The following is a 20111-nucleotide window of genomic DNA, read 5'->3' as shown; positions in this document are numbered from 1 at the left end:
AAAGCGCGCAAATCAAACCCAACAAAAGGTAAATGACATGAACACGACTCTTTCAGGAAAAATTGCACTGGTAACCGGGGGCAGCACCGGTATTGGTCTTGCCACGGCGCAGGAGCTGGCGGCTCAGGGGGCGAAGGTGTACATCACCGGACGTCGTCAGGCCGAGCTGGACGCGGCGGTGGCTGAAATTGCTTCAACGGCAGTGGGCATTCGTGCGGATGTCTCTAAACTCGGCGATCTGGATGAGGTTTATGCCCGGATTGCAAAAGAGGAAGGCCGTCTGGATATCCTGTTCGCCAATGCGGGGGGCGGTGATATGCTGCCGCTGGGCGCGATCACCGAAGAGCAGTTTGACCGTATTTTCGGTACTAACGTCCGCGGCGTGCTCTTTACGGTGCAGAAGGCGCTGCCGCTCTTATCCGCCGGATCGTCGATTATTCTGACCGGCTCGACGGTCTCCATTAAGGGGACGGCAAACTTTAGCGTCTACAGCGCCAGTAAGGCCGCCGTTCGCAACTTTGCCCGCTCCTGGGCGCTGGATTTGCAGGGCCGCGGGATCCGCGTCAACGTGGTGAGTCCGGGCCCAATCAAAACCCCGGGTCTCGGTGATTTGGTGCCGGAAGAACACCGTCAGGGGCTGTACGATGCGCTGGCCGCGCAGGTCCCGCTCGGACGTTTAGGCGCGCCGGGTGAAGTAGGGAAAGCGGTGGCGTTTCTGGCCTCCGATGCGGCCAGCTTTATTAACGCCACCGAGCTGTTTGTGGACGGCGGGATGGCGCAAATCTAACCCAGGTTGCGCCAGCAGCGAACGTGACGGCCCTCGTGAGAGGGCTGTAAAGCCTGGGGATCTTCACACCCCTGCGTGGCCAGCGGGCAACGGTCGCGGAAAAAGCAGCCTTTGGGCAGGTGACGGTTTCCGGGAAGCTCCGTTTTGCGTAACGCCAGCGTTTCATCCAGCGGTTCACCGGTGCGGGGAACCGAATCGAGCAACAGACGGGTATAAGGATGGCGCGGTTCCCCCAGCACCTGGGCGGCGCTGCCCAGCTCCACAATCTGCCCGAGGTACATTACCGCCACGCGGTCACTCATGTGTCGGACCACCGAGACGTTATGCGAAATTAACACATAAGTCAGATTACGCTGCTGTTGCAGGGTCACCAGCAGATTGAGGATTTGCGCCTGCACGGAGATATCCAGCGCGCTGGTCGGTTCGTCGAGCACGATGATGTCCGGATCGGACGAGAGAGCCCGGGCGATGGCGATGCGCTGGCGCTGGCCGCCGGAAAAGGCGTGCGGTAGCCGGTCGAGATATTCCGGACGAATGCCAACCTGCAACGCCAGGTTTTCCGCCATCTGTCGGCGTTCCCGTTCGGGGCTGCGTTTTTGCACCCACACCGGCTCGGTGATGATGCGCCAGACCGGCAAGCGCGGATCGAGCGACGAGAGCGGGTCCTGAAACACCATCTGCATGCCGCCCGCGTGGTTTACCCGCTGGTATGCCCCGGCGCTGGGCTTAAGCATGCCCATCAGCAGCTGGGCCAGCGTGCTTTTACCGCAGCCGGATTCCCCGACAATGCCCAGCGTTTCTCCCCGGCGGATCTGCAGATCGAGTCCGTTGAGCGCATGCACCTGCTCGGTGACGCGGCCCAGCCAGTTTTTACGTGCCGCAAAGTTTACGTGTACGCTATCCAGTTCCAGCAGCACATCAGACATGGGGTTTCTCCTGTTGCGGATACCAGCAGGCGGCCTGTTGGCCTTCTGCGCCATGGGGGTGTAAGCGCGGGGTTTCGCTGCATTTCGCCCCGGCGGCAAAGCAGCGATCGCGGAATGCGCATCCCTGCGGAAGCTGGCTGAGGTTGGGGACGGTGCCGGGGATGGCCGGAAGCAGATCGCGCGGCTGACCGTTCTCCGGCGCACACTTCAGCAGGCCAATGGAGTAGGGATGAACAGGGGCATGGATCAGCGTTTGCGTGGCGCCGCTCTCTATCACGCTACCGGCATACATCACATACATTCTGTCGCAGAGCTGGGATACCACGGCCATATCATGGCTGATAAACAGCACAGAGGTGCCGCTGGCCCGCGCCTTATGCTTCAGCAAGCGCAGTACCTGCAGCTGGACGGTAACGTCCAGTGCGGTGGTCGGTTCGTCGGCAATGATCAGCTCCGGCTCGCAGGAGAAGGCAAGGGCGATCATCACCCGCTGGCGCATGCCGCCGGAGAGTTCGAACGGATAACGCGCCATCACCTGGTGCGCGTCCGGGATTTGCATCTCTTCCAGCAGGGTAATCGCCTTTTGTTGCGCCTCCTGCCGGGAAAGTGGCCGATGCTGGCGGATCACCTCCACCATCTGTTTGCCAATCTGTCGCGTCGGATTGAGGGCGGTCATCGGCTCCTGAAAAATCATCGCCACTCTGGCGCCGCGCCACTTGCGGAGCTGTTTCTCAGATGCCGCGAGGACATTTTCACCCAGTAGCATCACCTGGCCCTGATGGATCCGGTAGCTGCCTTCCGGCAGCAGCCGCATGGCGAGCATTGCGGTCACGGATTTCCCCGATCCCGATTCGCCCACCACGCCGACGATCTCACCCCTTTTGATCTCCAGCGAGACGTTATTCAGCGCGTGGACCTCACCGCGAAAAATCGGGAAGCTCAGGTGCAGGTCTTCAATGCGTAATACCGATTCGGTCATGACTGTTTCCCTCCTGACTTCGGATCCAGCAGGTCGCGGATACCGTCACCGAACAGGTTAAAACCCACGGCGGTAATCAAAATGGCCGCACCGGGAAAGGCGCAATACCACCACTGGTCGAGAACGTAGTTACGGCCAACGGCCACCATCGCCCCCCATTCTGCGGTCGGCTGCTGTGCACCCAGGCCAATAAACCCCAGCGTCGCGGCCATCAGAATAGCGCTACCAATGTCCAGCGAAGCCTGCACAATCAGCGGCGGCAGGGCATTGCGCAAAATATGCCAGCGGATCAAATGCCAGCGCGATGCGCCAAACGTGCGGGCGGCCTGCACGTAGGTAAACTGGCGGACCACCAGCGTCTGGCCGCGCGCCAGACGGACGTAAAACGGAATGCGGACAATGGCGATCGCCAGCATGGCGTTAAACAGGCTCGGGCCGAGCGCGGCAGCCAGCGCCATGGTCAGCACCAGAGAGGGTATAGAGAGCATGATGTCCATCACCCGCATGATGATGGCGTCACCGCGCCCACCCAGTACGCCGGACAAACAGCCCAGCAGCGAGCCAATGCCGCCTGCAATCACCACCACCGCCAGCCCGGCGGCGATCGACTGCTGGCTGCCTGCCAGGACGCGGCTGAACAGATCGCGTCCCACTTCATCGGTACCAAACCAGTGTTGTGCGGACGGTGCCTGCAGACGGGCGGTCAGATCCAGCGCGTTCGGGTCATGCGGCACAATCCACGGTGAGGTCACCATCACCAGGAGCATCGCAATCATAATCACGCCGCCCACCATCGTGAGTGGGCTTTGACGCAGCATCCAGAACAGTTTTGCCCAGTTGATACGTTGTCTGGCCGTTTTAACCGGGACGGGCGTTTCCTGCGTTAACATCATTCGGCACCTCCGCGCCCAATTCGCGGGTCAATCCACAGATAAAGCAGATCGACCACCAGATTCACCAATACGTAGGCCAGAGAGACGACGACAGCGAAGCCCATCACCGCAGGGAAATCGAGCGCCTGAATGGACGTCACCACCCAGGCTCCCATCCCCGGCCAGGCAAAGACGGTTTCGGTCAGTACTGCACCGTACAGCAAATCGCCCAGCCCCAGCCCGAGCACGGTAATCGACGGGATCATCGCATTGGGCAGAGCGTAACGCAGGACGATATACCAGCCAGGCAGGCCACTGGCGCGCGCCGTGCGGATGTAGTCCTCGCTAAGCTGCTCCAGCATCGCGGAACGCACCTGACGCGCCACGATGCCCAGGTGAACAAACGCCAGCGTCAGCGAGGGTAAAATCAGATGCTGAAGCGCATTGAGAAAGACCTCGACGTTGCCCTCCAGCAGGGCATCCAGCAGGTAAAACCCGGTGACGTGCGTCGGCGGATCGAGCCAGTCGTCCAGTCTGCCGCCGCCCGGCAGGATCTGCAGGTGCCCGTAGAAAAGCACAATAACGCCCAGACCGAGCCAGAAGGCTGGTGTGGAAATGCCGGTCATCGCCATTAATCGCACCAGATGATCCAGCCAGCGGTTGCGATAGACCGCCGACAAAATCCCCAACGGCACGCCGATGACCAGCGCCAGTAGCAGGGAGCAAAAGGCCAGCTCCAGCGTGGCAGGGAAAAAGGCCTTCAGGTCTTGTGCAACCGGACGTCCGGTACGAATGGACGTGCCGAGATCGCCATGGGCGAGAGCATCGACGTAGCGACCAAACTGGATATACAGCGGCTGATCCAGCCCCAGTTGCTGGCGGATATTTTGCACGATGTCGTCGCTGGCACGGTCTCCGGCCAGCAGACGGGCCGGATCGCCGGGGATCATGTGTGAAATAATAAAGGTAATGATACAGACACCGGCCACCACCAGGAGTAATCCCCAGCAGCGCTGGCGCACGATGCTCCAGAACGTCATACACTTTCCCCCGGCGAATTCGTTATTTACTCATGGTGGCGATGTTGAACACCTGCTCAAGCATCGGATTAAAGGTGAAGCCTTTAACCTCTTTGTTCATCGCCAGCTGATAGTTCTTCTGGAACAGATAAACGTAGGCCGCCTCGTCAATCACCACTTTTTGCGCCTGCTGGTAATCTTTGGTGCGTTCTGCCTGATCGGTGGTTTTCAGCGCGGCCTGCAGCAGCGAGTCGACCTCTTTGTTTTCATAGAATGAACGGTTGCCCGGCAGCCCTTTTTTGTCTGATTCGAACCAGTAGTTCATGAACATATAGGGGTCGGCAAAGTCCGGGCTCCAGTTACCGATCGCAATGTCGTAATCGCCTTTACCGACGCGGTCGCGCATGGTGGCGTTCGCCAGTTTCTCCAGCTTGACGTTAATGCCGATCTTGCCGAGGCTGGCCTGGGTTGAGAGGGCGATAGGCTCCCAGTTCGGATCGTTATCCGAGTAAAGGAAGGTCAGGCTGGCGGGCTTGTCTTTGACCTTCTCCAGGGCCGCTTTCGCTTTGGCCTCATCGAAGCTGTACTGCATCGCCGTGGCGTCAAAGCCCCACATGCCTTCCGGGATCGGGCCGCGCATCTGCTTGCCGTTGCCGCTCAGAATGCCCTTCACCATGCCCTGGTAGTCCGTCGCCCATGAAATGGCTCGACGTAAATCCACCTGATTGAGCGGCGCTTTGCTGTTGTTGAGGTAGAGATAGGTCACGCGCAGGGACGGGTATTCCGCGACGGCGACTTTTCCTTCCTGCTTCAGGGCCGAGAGCTGATCGACCGGCAGGGAGTCGGCAATGTCCAGATCGCCGCGGGAAAGCTGCAATCGGCGGGAGGCGCTCTCTCCGATAATTTTTACCGATACACGCTTAAAGTGCGGTTTTTCACCCTGCCAGTGTGGGTTAGGCACCAGCACCAGCTGCTGGCCTTTCTGCCAGCTTTTGAGCATAAACGGCCCGGAACCGGCGGTGTTTTGCGCCAGGAAACCGCGCGCATCGTCCGCGGCATTTTCCTTCAGCACTGCCGGGTTAATGATGGATGCCCCGTCATTTGCCAGCGTGTAAAGGAAGGGGGCAAACGGCTGGCTGAGGGTGAATTTCACCGTATGGTCATCTACAGCATCAATTTTCAGATCTTTCGGGAAGGCTTCAGACGGCCCCTGGCCGAGCTTCAGCAGGCGTTCAAAAGAGCGTTTTACCGCTTCGGCGGTGACCGGCGTGCCGTCGGAGAATTTCGCGTTATCCGCCAGGGTAAAGGTCCACTCTTTCTGGTCGTCGGACGCTTTCCAGCCTGTCGAGAGATCGCCCTCCACCTCGGTAGAGCCTGGCTTGTACTTGACCAGACGCTGATAGGACGGATAGGTGACGGTCCAGTCGTTGTTATCAATGGTGATGGCAGGGTCGAGCGTTTGCGGGTCGGCGGCTTTACCAATCACCAGCATGTCTTTCGGGACGGCAGCCAGCGCCAGCGGAGCGTTCATTACCAGCGTGGCGGCGATCAGGGTCGTGAGAAGCGATGTTTTCATGGCAGTGCTCCAGGTTTAAAGAGGGGTGTGCGTCAGGGGAAAACAGGCAAAACGGTCATCAAGCAGCGGGTAGCTGGCGGCGTTCGGCAGTTCAAAGTGCCACCATTCGCTGCTGATACCGACAAAACCGCCACCGAACATGATGGCATTCAGCAGCAGACGGTTGCGCTGGGCGTGCGGCGGTACGGAAGGGTGATACGGATGCGAGCGGTCGTGCATTTCGTCAAAACCGGCGCCCATATCCAGCACGGTATTGTGTTCGTCCATCAGCGTGACGTCGATGGCCGTGCCGCGACTGTGATTGGAGCCAATCGCCACGTCGACCACATACTCCGGGTTCGGGCAGGCATCCCACAGCTGGGCCTGCGCCTGCTGCGGTCGGTAGGCGTCGTACACCACCAGCTTCAGCCCGGCCAGCGTGGCAATGCTGATGGCTTTTGCCAGCGCGGTGGCGGCGTCGGTATGCAGCAGGCACAGCGCCTCTTGGTAGATCGGGCGACCGGTGATGTTGTCGGCAGTGGCGTACTTCAGATCGATATGCAGCGTGGGAAATGTCTTCGCCACATCAATCAGTTCACTCTCTTCGGGCATAGCTCCGCTCCTTTAGCGTTCGAATTGACCAAACTCTTGTTGTAATTGCCGGTTTACCGCCAGACGTGCCGGGAGCGCATCACCCAACGCTTCCACCACGCCCGACAGCAGCAGGTTGAACAAACAGCTCACGGGGGCAAGTGAATCCCAGAAATGACCGGTATCGGTTTTCACCTGCAGTAAGTCCATCGGATAATCCCGCGCCCACGGACACCAGATGTCGGTGATTAAGGCCAGCGGAATGCCTTTTTCGCTCGCGACGCGGCAGTACTGGCGGGCCATCGCGGAGTAGGCGCGCGTATCGGTCAGCACGACATAAGGGTGCGAAAACCCCGAGTTGAGGGATTCCACCCAGCTTCCGGATGCCCCCTCCGAATAGCTCACGCGCGGGCGCAGGTACTCAAGGTGGCTGAAGAAGGCGTTGGCGATCCCGCGGGTGGACTGGATCCCCAGCACAAACACCGCATCCGCATGGGCCAGGTTGTGTACGACCTGGCGGAAGACGTCCGTTTGCGCGAGCTGATACACCTGCGTGATGGCGTCCACTTCCAGCGAAAGGGCGTGCTGAAGGCGGTTGGGCAGGGGGCGCTGCTGTTGCCAGGAGTCCAGACGTTCGTTCATACCCCAGGGCTGATACGGATCGCGCAGGCTCTTTTTGACATCCTCCAGGTTGCGGTAGCCCAGCTTGCGCAGAAAGCGTCCCACGGTGATCCCGCTCGTCCCGCTCGCCTGACCGACGCTTTCAGCCGTTTCAAACGGTATCTGCGCGGCGTGGGCAAGCAACCAGCTTCCGACCCGTTTTTCGCTGGGCGTGAACTGGCTAAACATCGTTTCGATACGGCTCAACATCTCAGGTTTCGTCGTCATACCGCCTCGCTGTTAACACGCTGTCAAAAGCCGATCTTGTGTTACCTCGTTAACAATGCATGACGCGTGCCAGGAACACAGGCGAGGGAATGCCTGCTCTGCTGTAAACTTCATGCAATATTTAGTTAACGGATGATCAACATTTGTGCAGCGTAGTTCACTTTTGGTGCAGTGACAGAATCTGCACGTATGAATTTGGTGAATACGTCAGCCCGATCACATTTTTGATAAGATAGAAACACAGTAGACATGAAAGGGATCCCGGCATGGCGAATTGGCCCTGGCGAGTCAGCGAGCATCTGATGGTGCTTGTTAAGAAAATAGCGATGGTGGTGGGGATCGTACTGGTCGTCCTGCTGGCAGTGCGGGTCTATCTCTCGCAGCAGGGGCCTGAACTGCATCTCTGGCATACCTGGCGGGCAGATGAGATGTCCGTACGCGAGCTCGATGGCGCCGACTTTGCCGGGTATGTTGCCCGCGAAAATGCCATTTTCGCCGATCTTAATACCGCGGTGACGGCAAAAACAGAGCATGAGGAACAAACGCCGCTAAACCGCTATTACCGCCAGAGCCTGGTCTGGCCGGGTCAGTTTTCACCGGATGCCAACCGCTCTTTTGTACTCATGCCAGCCGGAAAGCCGCGCGGCGCGGTGGTGTTGCTTCATGGACTGACGGATTCACCCTATAGCGTCAGACATCTTGCTCAGAATTATCAGGCCCACGGCTTTGTGGCCGTGGTTCCGCGCCTGCCCGGACACGGCACCGCGCCTGGCGCGCTGACGGACGTTGACTGGGAGATGTGGCTGGCGGCGACGCGCCTTGCCGTTCGGGAAGCGACGCGTCTGGCGGGAGAAAATGTGCCCCTGCATCTGGTGGGCTACTCCAACGGCGGGGCGCTGGCGATGAAATATGCCCTCGATGCACTTGACGCGCCATCGCTGCGTAAACCGCAGCAGCTGGTGCTGCTGTCGCCGATGATCGGCGTGACGGCATTCGCGCGATTCGCCGGTTTCGCCGGGTTACCGGCGCTGCTCCCGGCGTTTGCCAAAGCGGCGTGGCTGAATATTTCCCCGGAATATAACCCGTATAAATACAACTCGTTCCCGGTGAACGCCGCCCGCCAGTCGTGGCTGTTGACGAAGGCGCTGCAGGAGCAGATTGGCCGGGAGGCGCGGGAAAACAGGCTGGCAACGCTGCCGCCGGTTCTGGCATTCCAGTCGGTGATGGATTCCACCGTCAGCACCCGCGCGGTGGTGAACGGCTTGTTTGATCAGCTTCCGGCAAATGGCAGCGAGCTGGTGGTATTTGATATCAACCAGGCGGCGAGCTTCCGTCCGCTGTTCAAGCCCTCGTCCTGGACGGCCACCTCAGCGCTGCTGCCTACTGCCGATAGACGTTACACTGTCACGATTATTACCAATGCGAATGAACACAGTTTCTCAACGGTAGCGAAAATCACCCCGGCAGGAAGCACTCACGAGACGGTCGTGCCGCTTGGGCAGTCCTGGCCGCAGGATGTCTATTCCCTGTCGCACGTTGCGGTGCCGTTCCCGCCGAATGACGATCTCTATGGCCGGGAGCCTGACGTGAAAAACCGCTACGGCATTAGCCTGGGGACGATAGCGCTCTGGGGGGAAACCTCTGTATTGAGCGTCGGGAAAGAGGCGCTTATGCGGGTCACCTCAAACCCGTTCTACGGCTACATGGAGGAGAGGATCAACAGCCGAATCGGGGATGAGAAAAAGTAACGTTCTTCTGTTGTGTGAATATGTTAGGTCGCAATGATTAAGTATGTTAAATAATACCTTCAAGGCACCTCTCTCATCGGAACCCGTTTTGTGCTGACGACTCTCATTTACCGAAGCCAGTTGAATTTATCCCACCCGTCAACCGAACTCCGGGAGGTGGTGGAGCGCGCCAGACGCCGTAACGCGAAGCTGAATATAACCGGTGTGCTCCTCTCTAAAGGGGATGACGTTCTGCAAATTCTTGAAGGTTCCGAAGAGGGCGTGGTCAGGCTGTTCAATAAAATCCGTGATGACAAGCGGCACAGCGGAGTGGTTGAACTGATGCGGGATTATGGCCCGCGCAGACGATTTGAAAACGTCGGGATGCTGCTGTTCGATCTGCAGACGCAGTCGCCGAAAGAGGTGCTGCAATCGGTGCTGCGTTACAGCAAACTCGACAGTTACCTGGCCTCCGATGACCGCGTATTCAAATTTATTCAGACGTTTATTACTGATAAGCGTCCGAACCCGTCGGGTGGACGTTACGATCCGGCAAAGTGGGCGCTCGAACCCGAAACCTTACCCTTTGGCGAATCTCTGGGCCTGATTGCCGGGCAAACCTGTCAATTTGCGCTTCAACCGATTGTTGAGCCTTCGGAAGGTAAGATCAGCTCCCTTGAAGCCCTTATCCGCAGCAATGACGGCGGCAGTCCGGAGCAGTTCTTCCGCGCCCTTGACCCGGACACCCTCTATCAGGTCGATCTCCAGACGAAAGCCTATGCCTTTGCGCTGGCGGAAAAGCTGGGGATTGGCAGCCACAAAATTGCGGTCAACCTGTTGCCGATGTCGCTGGTGAATGTCCCTGGCGCAGTGGAATTTCTGGTCGGTGAGATTAAAAAACACGGGCTTCAGCCAGAGCAGGTGGTGCTGGAAATCACTGAAAACGAGATGATATCCGGACTGAATCAGTTCAACAGCGCCATTAAACAACTTCGCGGTGAGGGGGTTGGCATGGCGATTGATGATTTTGGTTCCGGCTATGCCGGTCTCTCTCTGCTGACGCGCTTCCAGCCGGATAAAATTAAGATTGACCGCGAGATTATCAGCGATATTCACCTGAGCGGTCCGAAACAGGCGATTGTACGCTCGATTATTAGCTGCTGCTCCGATCTCGAAATCACCCTGGTGGCGGAAGGTATCGAGAAAATAGAGGAGTGGTGCTGGCTCGAATCTGCCGGGATCCGCCGCTTCCAGGGCTTCCTGTTTGCCCGCCCGCTGCTTAACGGCGTCGGTGATATTCACTGGCCGCACCTGGCGCGTTAAGGCAATTTTCCACTCGCGTTATTTCCCCGTCGTCCTGCCTGTGCTTAAATAGCTAAAACGGTTTAACATAGTTTAGCTTCGAGGTTCACATGGAAAAAATCTGGGTACTGGGTGATGCGGTGGTGGATCTGCTGCCTGATGGAGAAGGGAGATTACTGCAATGTCCGGGTGGCGCCCCGGCAAACGTTGCGGTCGGTATTGCCCGCCTGGGGGGGCGTAGCGCGTTTATCGGCAGAGTTGGAGACGATCCTTTCGGGCGCTTTATGGCTCACACACTGGCTGACGAGCGGGTCGATGTGCAGTGGATGCGCCTTGACCCGGCACACCGCACCTCAACGGTCGTGGTCGATCTCGACGAACAGGGCGAACGTTCGTTTACCTTTATGGTGCGCCCGAGCGCCGATCTGTTTCTGGAACCTGCCGATCTGCCTACCTTCAGTCAGGGTGAATGGCTGCACGTCTGCTCCATCGCGCTAAGCGCTGAACCCAGCCGCAGTGCGGCCTTTCAGGCAATGGATGCCATCAGGAAGGCGGGCGGTTACGTCAGTTTTGACCCCAATATACGCCCGGATCTCTGGCCGGATGAAACCGCACTTCGTCGCAGCCTTGAAGAGGCGCTGCAACGTGCTGATGTGGTGAAACTCTCCGTCGAGGAACTGGCATTTTTAACCGGCGAGGAGCAGGTGCACGCCGGTCTGGCTGCACTCATGCGCCGCTGTCCGGCGCGGCGGGTGCTCGTCACGCAAGGTAAAGAGGGCGTTATTGCCTGGCATGAAGGCACCGTGAACCACTATCCGGCAACCCCGGTTAAGTGTGTCGATACCACCGGCGCGGGGGATGCCTTCGTCGCCGGACTGCTCTACGGGCTGGCCGCCGGTCTTGAACTGGTTCCCGCCATCACCTTAGCCCAGCGCTGCGGCGCGCTAGCCACCACTGCGAAAGGGGCGATGACCGCCTTGCCCTGGCAGCACGACCTTTAATTTCTCCCTTTACAGGCCGTCGGTCGACGGCCTGAATTGTCGCCCCGATCACACTTACTAAAACGGTTTAGCAAAAAAGATTGCCGATCCAAAATTCACCAGTTTAGTATCAGCAACCTAAACCGGTTTAGCAATTTAGCACGTTTAATGACTTCTTTGAGGGATGCGACAAAATGTATAAAAAACGCAGACTTGCCGTGATGATAGGCATGCTGGCCGGAAGTACCTCTGTTTTTGCCCAAACGGATATGACAAGTATCGAAGCGCGGCTTGCCGCAATGGAACAACGCCTTCAGGACGCAGAGACGCGCGCGCAGAGGGCGGAGAAACGCGCCACGGAAGCAGAACAAAAAACGCAGCAGCTCGTTGCCGCGCAGCAGCAGACGCAGTCGACAACCCAGGCGGTGGCGCAGCGCACCACTGCGCTGGAGAAGAAAGCGGATCAAAGCAGCGGGTTTGAGTTCCACGGCTACGCTCGTTCCGGCCTGCTGATGAATGACGCGGCCTCCAGCAGCAAAAGCGGTCCTTATCTGACCCCAGCCGGCGAAACCGGTGGTGCAGTAGGGCGTCTGGGCAATGAAGCCGACACCTACGTTGAGCTGAACCTGGAGCACAAACAGACCCTGGATAACGGGGCGACGACGCGCTTTAAAGCGATGCTGGCCGACGGCCAGAGAACCTATAACGACTGGTCAGCTGATACCAGCGATCTCAATATTCGTCAGGCCTTTGCCGAGCTGGGCAATCTCCCTGATTTCACCGGCGCGCTGAAGGGCAGTACCTTCTGGGCAGGTAAACGTTTCGACCGCGATAACTTTGATATTCACTGGCTGGATTCCGACGTGGTGTTCCTGGCCGGTACCGGTGGTGGCGTCTACGACGTGAAATGGAACGATTCGCTGCGCAGTAACTTCTCCCTCTATGGCCGCAACTTCGGCAGCGTGGAGCAGACCGACAATAACGTTCAGAACTATATCCTCAGCATGAACCACTTCGCCGGACCGCTCCAGCTGATGGTGAGCGGCCTGCGGGCTAAAGATAATGACGATCGTAAAGACGCGAACGGCGATCTCATCAAAACGGATGCCGCTAACACGGGCGTTCATGCCCTGGTGGGCTTGCACAACGAGAGCTTCTACGGCCTGCGGGAAGGCACGGCCAAAACCGCGCTGCTGTATGGTCACGGGCTGGGGGCGGAAGTGAAAAGCATCGGCTCGGATGGCGCACTGCTGTCCGAGGCGGATACCTGGCGCTTTGCAAGTTACGGTGTCACGCCAATTGGCGGTGGCTGGAGCGTTGCGCCTGCCGTTCTGGCGCAGAGTAGTAAAGATCGCTACGTCAAAGGCGACAGCTATGAGTGGGTCACGCTCAACACCCGCCTGATTAAAGAGGTGACCCAGAATTTCGCGCTGGCGTTTGAGGGAAGCTATCAGTATATGGACTTAAACCCGGAAGGTTATAAAGACCGAAACGCCGTCAACGGCAGTTTCTACAAGCTGACCTTTGCTCCGACGTTAAAAGCGAGCAAAATCGGCGATTTCTTCAGCCGCCCGGAGCTTCGCCTGTTCGCCACCTGGATGGACTGGAGCAGCAAACTGGATAATTACGCCAGCGATGATGCCTTTGGCAGCAGCGGTTTCAACGCCGGCGGGGAATGGAACTTTGGGGTCCAGATGGAAACCTGGTTTTAACCCATCACGCTCCCGCCTGGCGGGGGCGTTTCGCACATCATAAAAAAGAAGTCAGGCAGAGGTATCTATGGATTTTAATCAAATCGCCCGCGAGCTTATTCCGCTGCTGGGTGGCAAGGAAAATATCGCCAGCGCGGCGCACTGCGCAACGCGTCTTCGTCTGGTGCTGGTTGATGACGCGCTGGCCGATCAACAGGCGATCGGCAAGGTCGACGGCGTTAAAGGCTGTTTCCGTAACGCCGGGCAGATGCAGGTGATTTTTGGTACGGGCGTGGTGAATAAAGTCTACGCCGCGTTTATTCAGGCGGCGGGGATTAGCGAGTCCAGCAAGTCTGAGGCGGCGGACCTGGCGGCGCGCAAGCTGAACCCGTTCCAGCGCATAGCGCGTCTGCTCTCCAATATCTTTGTGCCGATCATTCCTGCGATTGTGGCGTCCGGCCTGCTGATGGGTCTGCTCGGCATGGTGAAAACCTACGGCTGGGTCAATGCGGACAACGCTATCTATATCATGCTGGACATGTGCAGTTCGGCGGCGTTTATCATTCTGCCGATCCTGATCGGCTTTACCGCCGCGCGGGAGTTTGGCGGTAACCCGTACCTGGGCGCGACGCTGGGCGGCATCCTGACCCATCCGGCGCTGACTAACGCCTGGGGCGTGGCGTCCGGTTTCCACACCATGAACTTCTTCGGCCTGGAGATCGCGATGATTGGCTACCAGGGCACGGTATTTCCGGTGCTGCTGGCCGTCTGGTTTATGAGCATCGTGGAGAAAAACCTGCGCCGCGTGATTCCGGATGCGCTGGACCTGATCCTGACGCCGTTCCTCACCGTTGTGATCTCTGGCTTTATCGCCTTGCTGATTATTGGTCCGGCGGGACGCGCCTTAGGGGATGGTATCTCCTTTATCCTGAGCACGCTTATCGCCCACGCGGGCTGGCTGGCCGGGCTGCTGTTTGGCGGACTGTATTCGGTGATTGTGATCACCGGTATTCACCACAGCTTCCACGCGATTGAAGCGGGGCTGCTGGGCAACCCGTCGATTGGCGTGAACTTCCTGCTGCCGATCTGGGCCATGGCGAACGTGGCGCAGGGCGGTGCCTGTCTGGCGGTGTGGTTCAAAACCAACGATGCCAAAATCAAAGCCATTACGTTACCGTCGGCGTTCTCTGCGATGCTGGGCATCACCGAGGCGGCCATTTTTGGTATCAACCTGCGTTTCGTTAAGCCGTTTATTGCCGCGTTGATTGGTGGCGCGGTGGGGGGCGCCTGGGTGGTCTCTGTGCATGTCTACATGACTGCCGTCGGGTTGACCGCCATTCCGGGTATGGCCATCGTGCAGGCCAGCTCGCTGCTCAACTATATTATCGGCATGGTGATTGCCTTCGGCGTGGCGTTTACCGTCTCGCTGCTGCTGAAATATAAAACGGACTCTGAATAATGACGTTACCTTCCCGCTGGCCTGCGATTCTGCAGGCCGTTATGAAAGGGCAGCCGCGCGCGCAGGCTGACAGCCATTATCCGCAATGGCACGCCGCACCGGTGACGGGGCTGATGAACGATCCCAACGGGTTTATCTGGTTTGCCGGTCGCTACCATCTGTTCTATCAGTGGAATCCGCTGGACTGTGAGCATCGTTTTAAATGCTGGGGGCACTGGAGTTCTGCGGACCTGGTCCACTGGCAGCATGAGCCGCTGGCGCTGATGCCCGACGAAGAGTATGACCGCAACGGCTGCTACTCCGGTAGCGCCGTGGATAACCAGGGCGTGCTGACGCTGTGCTATACCGGCAACGTGAAGTTCGATGACGGCAGCCGTACCGCCTGGCAGTGCCTGGCCGAGGAACAGCCGGACGGCACCTTTAAAAAGCAGGGGCCGGTGCTGGCGCTGCCGGGGGGCTACACCGGTCACGTGCGTGACCCGAAAGTGTGGCAACACGACGGGCTGTGGTACATGGTGCTGGGCGCGCAGGATCTGCAAAAGCGCGGCAAAGTGCTGCTGTTTAAATCCGCTGATTTACATGCCTGGGCTTCCTGCGGTGAAATCGCTGGTCACGGGGTCAACGGCCTGAAGGACGCAGGTTATATGTGGGAGTGCCCGGATCTGTTCGCGCTCGACGGTACGCACGTGTTGATTTGCTGTCCGCAGGGGCTGGCGCGCGAGCCGTATCGCTATCTCAACACCTATCCGGCCGCCTGGATGAGTGGGGCGTTTAGCTATGAACGCGGCACGTTTGCGCACGGCGAGCTGCACGAGCTTGACGCGGGCTTTGAGTTTTACGCCCCGCAAACGACGCTGGCGGAAGATGGACGACGCATTCTGATTGGCTGGATGGGCGTACCGGACGGGGAAGAGATGCTTCAGCCGACGCGGTCGCACGGCTGGATGCACCAGATGACCTGCCCGCGCGAATTGCAGTATCGCGACGGCAAGCTCTGGCAGACTCCGGTGCGTGAGCTGGCGGCGCTGCGTGAAGAGGAGCAGCACTGGCAGGGACGTGCCAGCGATGCGCCCGTTCTGGATGCCGCGCGACTGGAGTTTGAGTTAAGCGCCTCGCAGGTGAACGTCGATTTTGCGGGCGCGCTGCGCCTCACGGTTGATGAGCAGGGCGTGCGGCTGGAACGCGCGAGCCTGAAAACTGGTGAGACGTTGACCCGCTATTGGCAGGGGGACGTCCACCATTTACGCGTCCTGTGCGACCGCTCCAGCGTTGAAATTTTCATCAATCATGGCGAAGGGGTGATGAGCAGCCGCTATTTTCCTGACCATCCGGCCTGGGTGCGCTTCGAAGGTGCGTCCGATATCACATTACGCTACTGGTCGCTGCGCGCCTGCATGATAGAATGAGGGTTTTGGCAGCCGGATCTAAGTCGTTGTGAGAAAAACAAAACGCGTCACCATTAAAGACATCGCGGAGCTGGCGGGTGTGTCAAAAGCCACCGCCAGCCTGGTCCTGAACGGGCGCAGCAAAGAGCTTCGCGTGGCGGAAGAGACGCGTGAACGCGTGCTGGCGATTGCGAAAGAGCACCACTATCAGCCCAGCATTCACGCCCGGTCACTACGCGATAACCGTAGCCACACCATTGGTCTGGTGGTGCCGGAGATCACCAACTACGGCTTTGCCGTCTTTTCTCACGAGCTGGAAACGCTGTGCCGCGAGGCGGGTGTCCAACTGCTGATCTCCTGTAGCGATGAAAATCCGGGGCAGGAGACGGTGGTCGTCAATAACATGGTGGCGCGTCAGGTCGACGGACTGATTGTCGCCTCCAGCATGCTTAATGATGCGGACTACCTGAAACTCAGCGAGCAGCTGCCCGTGGTGCTTTTTGATCGCCATATGAACGACAGCACGTTGCCGCTGGTGATCACCGATTCCATCACCCCAACGACGGAACTGGTGGCGGATATTGCCCGCCAGCATCCGGATGAATTCTATTTTCTGGGCGGACAGCCGCGCCTTTCTCCGACTCGCGACCGTCTGGAAGGGTTTAAGCAAGGTCTGCGAGCGGCCGGTGTGGAACTGCGCCCCGAGTGGATCATTCACGGCAACTACCACCCGAGCTCCGGCTACGAAATGTTCGCCGAACTCTGCGCCCGTCTGGGACGCCCACCGAAAGCCCTGTTCACCGCCGCCTGCGGGCTGCTGGAAGGGGTACTGCGCTATATGGGTCAACATAACCTGATGCAAAGTGATATCAGATTAGCCAGCTTTGACGATCACTATCTCTACGATTCGCTGACGATCCCGGTGGATACCATTCGCCAGGACAATCGCCAGCTGGCGTGGCATTGCTTTGATCTGATTGGCAAATTGATCGAAGGGGAGACGCCGCAGCCGTTGCAGCGCAAGCTCAATGCCTCCCTGCAGCGGCGCTATAAGTCAGCGGTATAGCCTCGTTCGATACATCAATAACTTTAATTAATTTAAGTTTTGGATGCGCCGATAACCATAAGGAATAATTCTCCTTGAGGTATTGGTTTATGTCGTTGAAAAAGTCATCCCTGATTGTCCTGTTCTCACTGCTTTTGTTCTTTGTGGTCAGCACCGTCACCAGCGTTGGCCTCATCATTAAAAGTAATAATTCCCTGGATAACGTCAACAAAGAGATCCAGGTTGTGCTGTCGATTATTGACCCCATCAACCATAGCCGTACGCTGCGCGTTCGCGTGATGAAGTATGTGAAGATGGTGGAAGCGGGCAACTCGGCAGACGGGGCGGCGAAGCTTGCCGCCGTGAAAGAGGCGCTGACCAAAGCGGACCACGCCTTTGCGGCCTTTATGGCTTCGCCGCGACTCACGGATGAAGCGCCGCTGGTGAGTGCCTATCAGGATGCCTGGCAAAACTACCGTAACCAGGGGCTGGCGCCGCTGATCGATGCCGCCGAGGCACATGATGTTGCTAAATTTAACGCGCTGATCCCGGAAGTTTCCCGCCTCGACCGCCAGTACGAAATCGTTCTCGACCAGGTCCTTTCCGTCCACCAGAAATACGCCAAAAGCCTGAACGAAGACGCGAGCAGTAATTTCGTCTCCGGCCTGGTGATGATTGCCGTTATCGCCTTCCTGTTTGTGCTGGTGATTGTTGCCGTCAGCCTCTTCATGAAGCGCTTCGTCTTTGCACCGGTCAACCTGGCGCGCGAGCACTGCAGCCAGATCGCCGCGGGCAAGCTCGACATTCCGGTGCCGGTGAAGGGGAGTTCGCATAATGAAATCGACCACCTGATGGGCTCGATGGAGCAGATGCGTCAGGCACTGCTGGCCACTATTGCTCAGGTGCGCGATGCGAGCCACACCGTGACGCACGCGGCGCAGGAGATTGCCTCCGGCAATATCGACCTCGCATCACGTACCGAGCAGCAGGCTTCCGCGTTGACCCAGACGGCGGCAAGCATGGAAGAGCTGAGCGCGACGGTGGCGAACAATACCGATAACGTGTATCAGGCCGGAAAACTGGTGCAGGATGCGGTGCACAATGCCCATACCGGCGAAGCGGTGACCCGCGAGGTGATCGACACGATGAATACCATCGCGGCGAATTCGAAGCGCATCGAAGACATTACCAGCGTGATTAACAGCATTGCCTTCCAGACCAACATTCTGGCGCTGAACGCAGCGGTGGAAGCGGCGCGCGCCGGTACGCAGGGCCGCGGTTTTGCGGTAGTGGCCAGTGAAGTACGCACCCTCGCGCAGAAAAGCGCGGTGGCAGCCAAAGACATTGAAAGTCTGATTGCGCAGTCGGTTTCCAGCGTGAAAAACGGTGCGGAGCTGGTCAACCGCTCGGGCGAGGTGATTGACTCGATTATTTCATCGGTGAACAAAGTGAATACGCTGATGGAGCAGATCTCCGTGGCTTCGGAAGAGCAGAGCCGTGGGATCGGCCAGGTCGGGCAGGCGGTGACCGAAATGGACGGCGTGACCCAGCAGAACGCCGCGCTGGTGCAGCAGTCCGCTGCGGCGGCTGCCTCGCTGGAAGAGCAGGCGCAGCAGCTTTCACGGAGTATTTCGAGTTTTAGGTTGCCGGTGCAGGCGTAATTCTTTGAATCTGCCGGGTGGCGCTGACGCTTACCCGGCCTACGAAATCTGTAGGCCCGTGCAAGCGTTAGCGCCGCCGGGCACTCGCTGCGATTGCGCATCCGTAAAATTATTTCATTCCCCTCAGCAATATTTCCCTCCCTTATCCGTCTACCTCATCACAAGCCATAATCAGTTACAATAAACGAGGTAAACACCATGAGAGATTTTGAACTGCACGGCAGAGGTCACGGGCGCGGATTTGGTCGTCACCGTATGGGCAAGGGCTTAGTCATCGGCGCGGTGATTTTCATCGTGCTCGGCCTGCTGGTGATGTCCCTGTGGAACGCCTTGCTCCCGGCAATCCTTGGCGTGAAAGCCATTGGTTTCTGGCAGGCGTTGGGCATTCTGGTGCTGAGCCGCATTCTGTTTGGCGGACTGGGCTTCCGTCCCGGCATGTTTGGCGCACACCGCCGGATGCACGAGCGCTGGATGAACATGACGCCCGAGCAGCGCGAGGCGTTTATTCAGCAGCGCCGCGAAGGCTTTGGTCGCCACGGGCGCGGCCACTGCGGCTGGCACGGTCATCGTGACGATAAGCGCGATGACGCTACGCCAAAAGCGCCGGACGCAGAGTGAGCGAGATGAAAGCCGGAGAGGTGGGCGGATCCCTGTTGATGTCGCCGCTCAACGCCTGCCGTGCCCGGCTGAAGGCCTTCATTCGCGGACGAACGTCCGTGCGCGACGACGCCGACGACATTTTGCAGGAAGTGACCTATCAGCTGATGAAGGTGGAGCAGCCGGTCGAAAACGTCGCCGCCTGGCTGTTCCGCGCGGCGCGTAACGAGATGACCGACCGGGCGCGTAAGAAACGCGAGGTGTCGCTCTCCGGCTATTTTACGGATGAAGAGGAGGAGGGCTTCCCGGAGGACGAGCTGGCCGAAACCCTGTTCGGTGTCCCGCAGACGCCGGAAGAGGAGTATCTCAAAACGCTGCTGTGGGAAGAGCTGGGGCAGGCCCTGTCTGAACTGCCGCCGCCGCAGCGCGAGGTGTTTGAAAAGACCGAGCTTCACGGCTACAGCATTAAAATGCTGGCAGAGGAGACGGGGGCCAGCGAACAGGCGCTGTTATCCCGCAAGCACAAGGCGGTGCTGTTTCTGCGCACGCGGTTGCGGGATATCTATGATGCCCTGACGGGCGAATAGCGGCCTCAGACAAAACCTTACACTTCCGGTACTTGTAGATTCATCACTATCGTTTATGAT

18 protein-coding genes are annotated in these 20111 nt (G+C 58.5%); 11 read left to right on the top strand and 7 right to left on the bottom strand.

Annotation, left to right across the window (positions count from 1 at the left end; translation table 11 throughout):
* The first annotated feature begins 37 nt into the window (after nucleotides 1–37).
* Nucleotides 38–787, top strand: a complete 750-nt coding sequence (locus tag G0034_RS11515) for an SDR family NAD(P)-dependent oxidoreductase (protein ID WP_023337325.1) — start codon at nucleotides 38–40, stop codon at nucleotides 785–787.
* On the opposite strand, the gene G0034_RS11510 is transcribed toward G0034_RS11515, so the two are convergent.
* Genes G0034_RS11510 through G0034_RS11480 form a run of 7 tightly spaced genes read right to left on the bottom strand, consistent with a single transcriptional unit; the run spans nucleotide 784 to nucleotide 7617 of the window.
* The gene (locus G0034_RS11510) at nucleotides 784–1713 is read right to left on the bottom strand and encodes an oligopeptide/dipeptide ABC transporter ATP-binding protein (protein WP_032636451.1); all 930 of its coding nucleotides are present in this window, start codon (nucleotides 1711–1713) and stop codon (nucleotides 784–786) included. The two genes, G0034_RS11515 and G0034_RS11510, sit on opposite strands and share 4 nt — an antisense overlap.
* The gene (locus G0034_RS11505) at nucleotides 1706–2692 is read right to left on the bottom strand and encodes an ABC transporter ATP-binding protein (RefSeq protein ID WP_032636453.1); all 987 of its coding nucleotides are present in this window, start codon (nucleotides 2690–2692) and stop codon (nucleotides 1706–1708) included. The genes G0034_RS11510 and G0034_RS11505 overlap by 8 nt, the downstream gene beginning before the upstream one ends.
* Nucleotides 2689–3585: a D,D-dipeptide ABC transporter permease gene (ddpC, locus tag G0034_RS11500; RefSeq protein WP_023330458.1), complete on the bottom strand. Its 897-nt coding sequence runs from the start codon at nucleotides 3583–3585 to the stop codon at nucleotides 2689–2691. The genes G0034_RS11505 and ddpC overlap by 4 nt, the downstream gene beginning before the upstream one ends.
* Nucleotides 3582–4604, bottom strand: a complete 1023-nt coding sequence (locus tag G0034_RS11495) for an ABC transporter permease (RefSeq protein ID WP_179120883.1) — start codon at nucleotides 4602–4604, stop codon at nucleotides 3582–3584. The genes ddpC and G0034_RS11495 overlap by 4 nt, the downstream gene beginning before the upstream one ends.
* A 22-nt stretch (nucleotides 4605–4626) precedes the next feature.
* The gene (locus G0034_RS11490) at nucleotides 4627–6159 is read right to left on the bottom strand and encodes an ABC transporter substrate-binding protein (RefSeq protein WP_063614296.1); all 1533 of its coding nucleotides are present in this window, start codon (nucleotides 6157–6159) and stop codon (nucleotides 4627–4629) included.
* Nucleotides 6160–6174: 15 nt separating this feature from the next.
* A complete protein-coding gene (ddpX, locus tag G0034_RS11485; protein ID WP_014883892.1) occupies nucleotides 6175–6750 on the bottom strand; it encodes a D-alanyl-D-alanine dipeptidase in 576 nt (191 codons plus the stop codon).
* 12 nt (nucleotides 6751–6762) lie between these two features.
* Entirely contained in the window at nucleotides 6763–7617 is an 855-nt protein-coding gene (locus G0034_RS11480) for a MurR/RpiR family transcriptional regulator (protein ID WP_014883891.1), read from the bottom strand.
* A gap of 266 nt (nucleotides 7618–7883) precedes the next feature.
* Between G0034_RS11480 and G0034_RS11475 the strand changes: the two genes are divergently transcribed.
* The 10 genes from G0034_RS11475 (at nucleotide 7884) to G0034_RS11430 (ending at nucleotide 20051) form a co-directional block, all read left to right on the top strand.
* On the top strand, nucleotides 7884–9365 hold the full coding sequence (locus G0034_RS11475; RefSeq protein WP_179120882.1) for an alpha/beta hydrolase: 1482 nt from the start codon (nucleotides 7884–7886) through the stop codon (nucleotides 9363–9365).
* Between the two features lie 90 nt (nucleotides 9366–9455).
* On the top strand, nucleotides 9456–10667 hold the full coding sequence (locus G0034_RS11470) for a diguanylate phosphodiesterase (RefSeq protein WP_179120881.1): 1212 nt from the start codon (nucleotides 9456–9458) through the stop codon (nucleotides 10665–10667).
* Nucleotides 10668–10756: 89 nt separating this feature from the next.
* Entirely contained in the window at nucleotides 10757–11647 is an 891-nt protein-coding gene (cscK, locus tag G0034_RS11465; RefSeq protein WP_023338339.1) for a fructokinase, read from the top strand.
* 173 nt (nucleotides 11648–11820) lie between these two features.
* Nucleotides 11821–13338, top strand: a complete 1518-nt coding sequence (locus tag G0034_RS11460) for a carbohydrate porin (RefSeq protein WP_023338338.1) — start codon at nucleotides 11821–11823, stop codon at nucleotides 13336–13338.
* A 67-nt stretch (nucleotides 13339–13405) separates the two neighbouring features.
* Nucleotides 13406–14776, top strand: a complete 1371-nt coding sequence (locus G0034_RS11455; protein WP_014883886.1) for a sucrose-specific PTS transporter subunit IIBC — start codon at nucleotides 13406–13408, stop codon at nucleotides 14774–14776.
* Nucleotides 14776–16182: a sucrose-6-phosphate hydrolase gene (locus G0034_RS11450; RefSeq protein ID WP_023330454.1), complete on the top strand. Its 1407-nt coding sequence runs from the start codon at nucleotides 14776–14778 to the stop codon at nucleotides 16180–16182. Before G0034_RS11455 ends, G0034_RS11450 begins: the two co-directional genes overlap by 1 nt.
* 28 nt (nucleotides 16183–16210) lie before the next feature.
* Nucleotides 16211–17227 carry a LacI family DNA-binding transcriptional regulator gene (locus G0034_RS11445; protein WP_047027019.1) on the top strand — a complete coding sequence of 339 codons (1017 nt, stop codon included), beginning with the start codon at nucleotides 16211–16213 and terminating at the stop codon, nucleotides 17225–17227.
* Nucleotides 17228–17316: 89 nt separating this feature from the next.
* Nucleotides 17317–18867 (top strand): methyl-accepting chemotaxis protein, encoded by a 1551-nt coding sequence (locus G0034_RS11440; protein WP_179120880.1) that lies wholly within the window; start codon nucleotides 17317–17319, stop codon nucleotides 18865–18867.
* Between the two features lie 198 nt (nucleotides 18868–19065).
* The gene (locus G0034_RS11435; RefSeq protein WP_023292366.1) at nucleotides 19066–19485 is read left to right on the top strand and encodes a hypothetical protein; all 420 of its coding nucleotides are present in this window, start codon (nucleotides 19066–19068) and stop codon (nucleotides 19483–19485) included.
* 5 nt (nucleotides 19486–19490) lie between these two features.
* Nucleotides 19491–20051 (top strand): RNA polymerase sigma factor, encoded by a 561-nt coding sequence (locus tag G0034_RS11430; protein ID WP_078309863.1) that lies wholly within the window; start codon nucleotides 19491–19493, stop codon nucleotides 20049–20051.
* The last annotated feature ends 60 nt before the right edge of the window (nucleotides 20052–20111 follow it).

Origin of the sequence: Enterobacter sp. T2 (genome assembly GCF_010692925.1) — a bacterium.
In the GTDB taxonomy this organism is placed as follows: Bacteria; Pseudomonadota; Gammaproteobacteria; order Enterobacterales; family Enterobacteriaceae; genus Enterobacter; species Enterobacter kobei.
The sequence above is the reverse complement of the archived record's forward strand: the minus strand, read 5'-3'. Positions and strand labels throughout refer to the sequence as shown.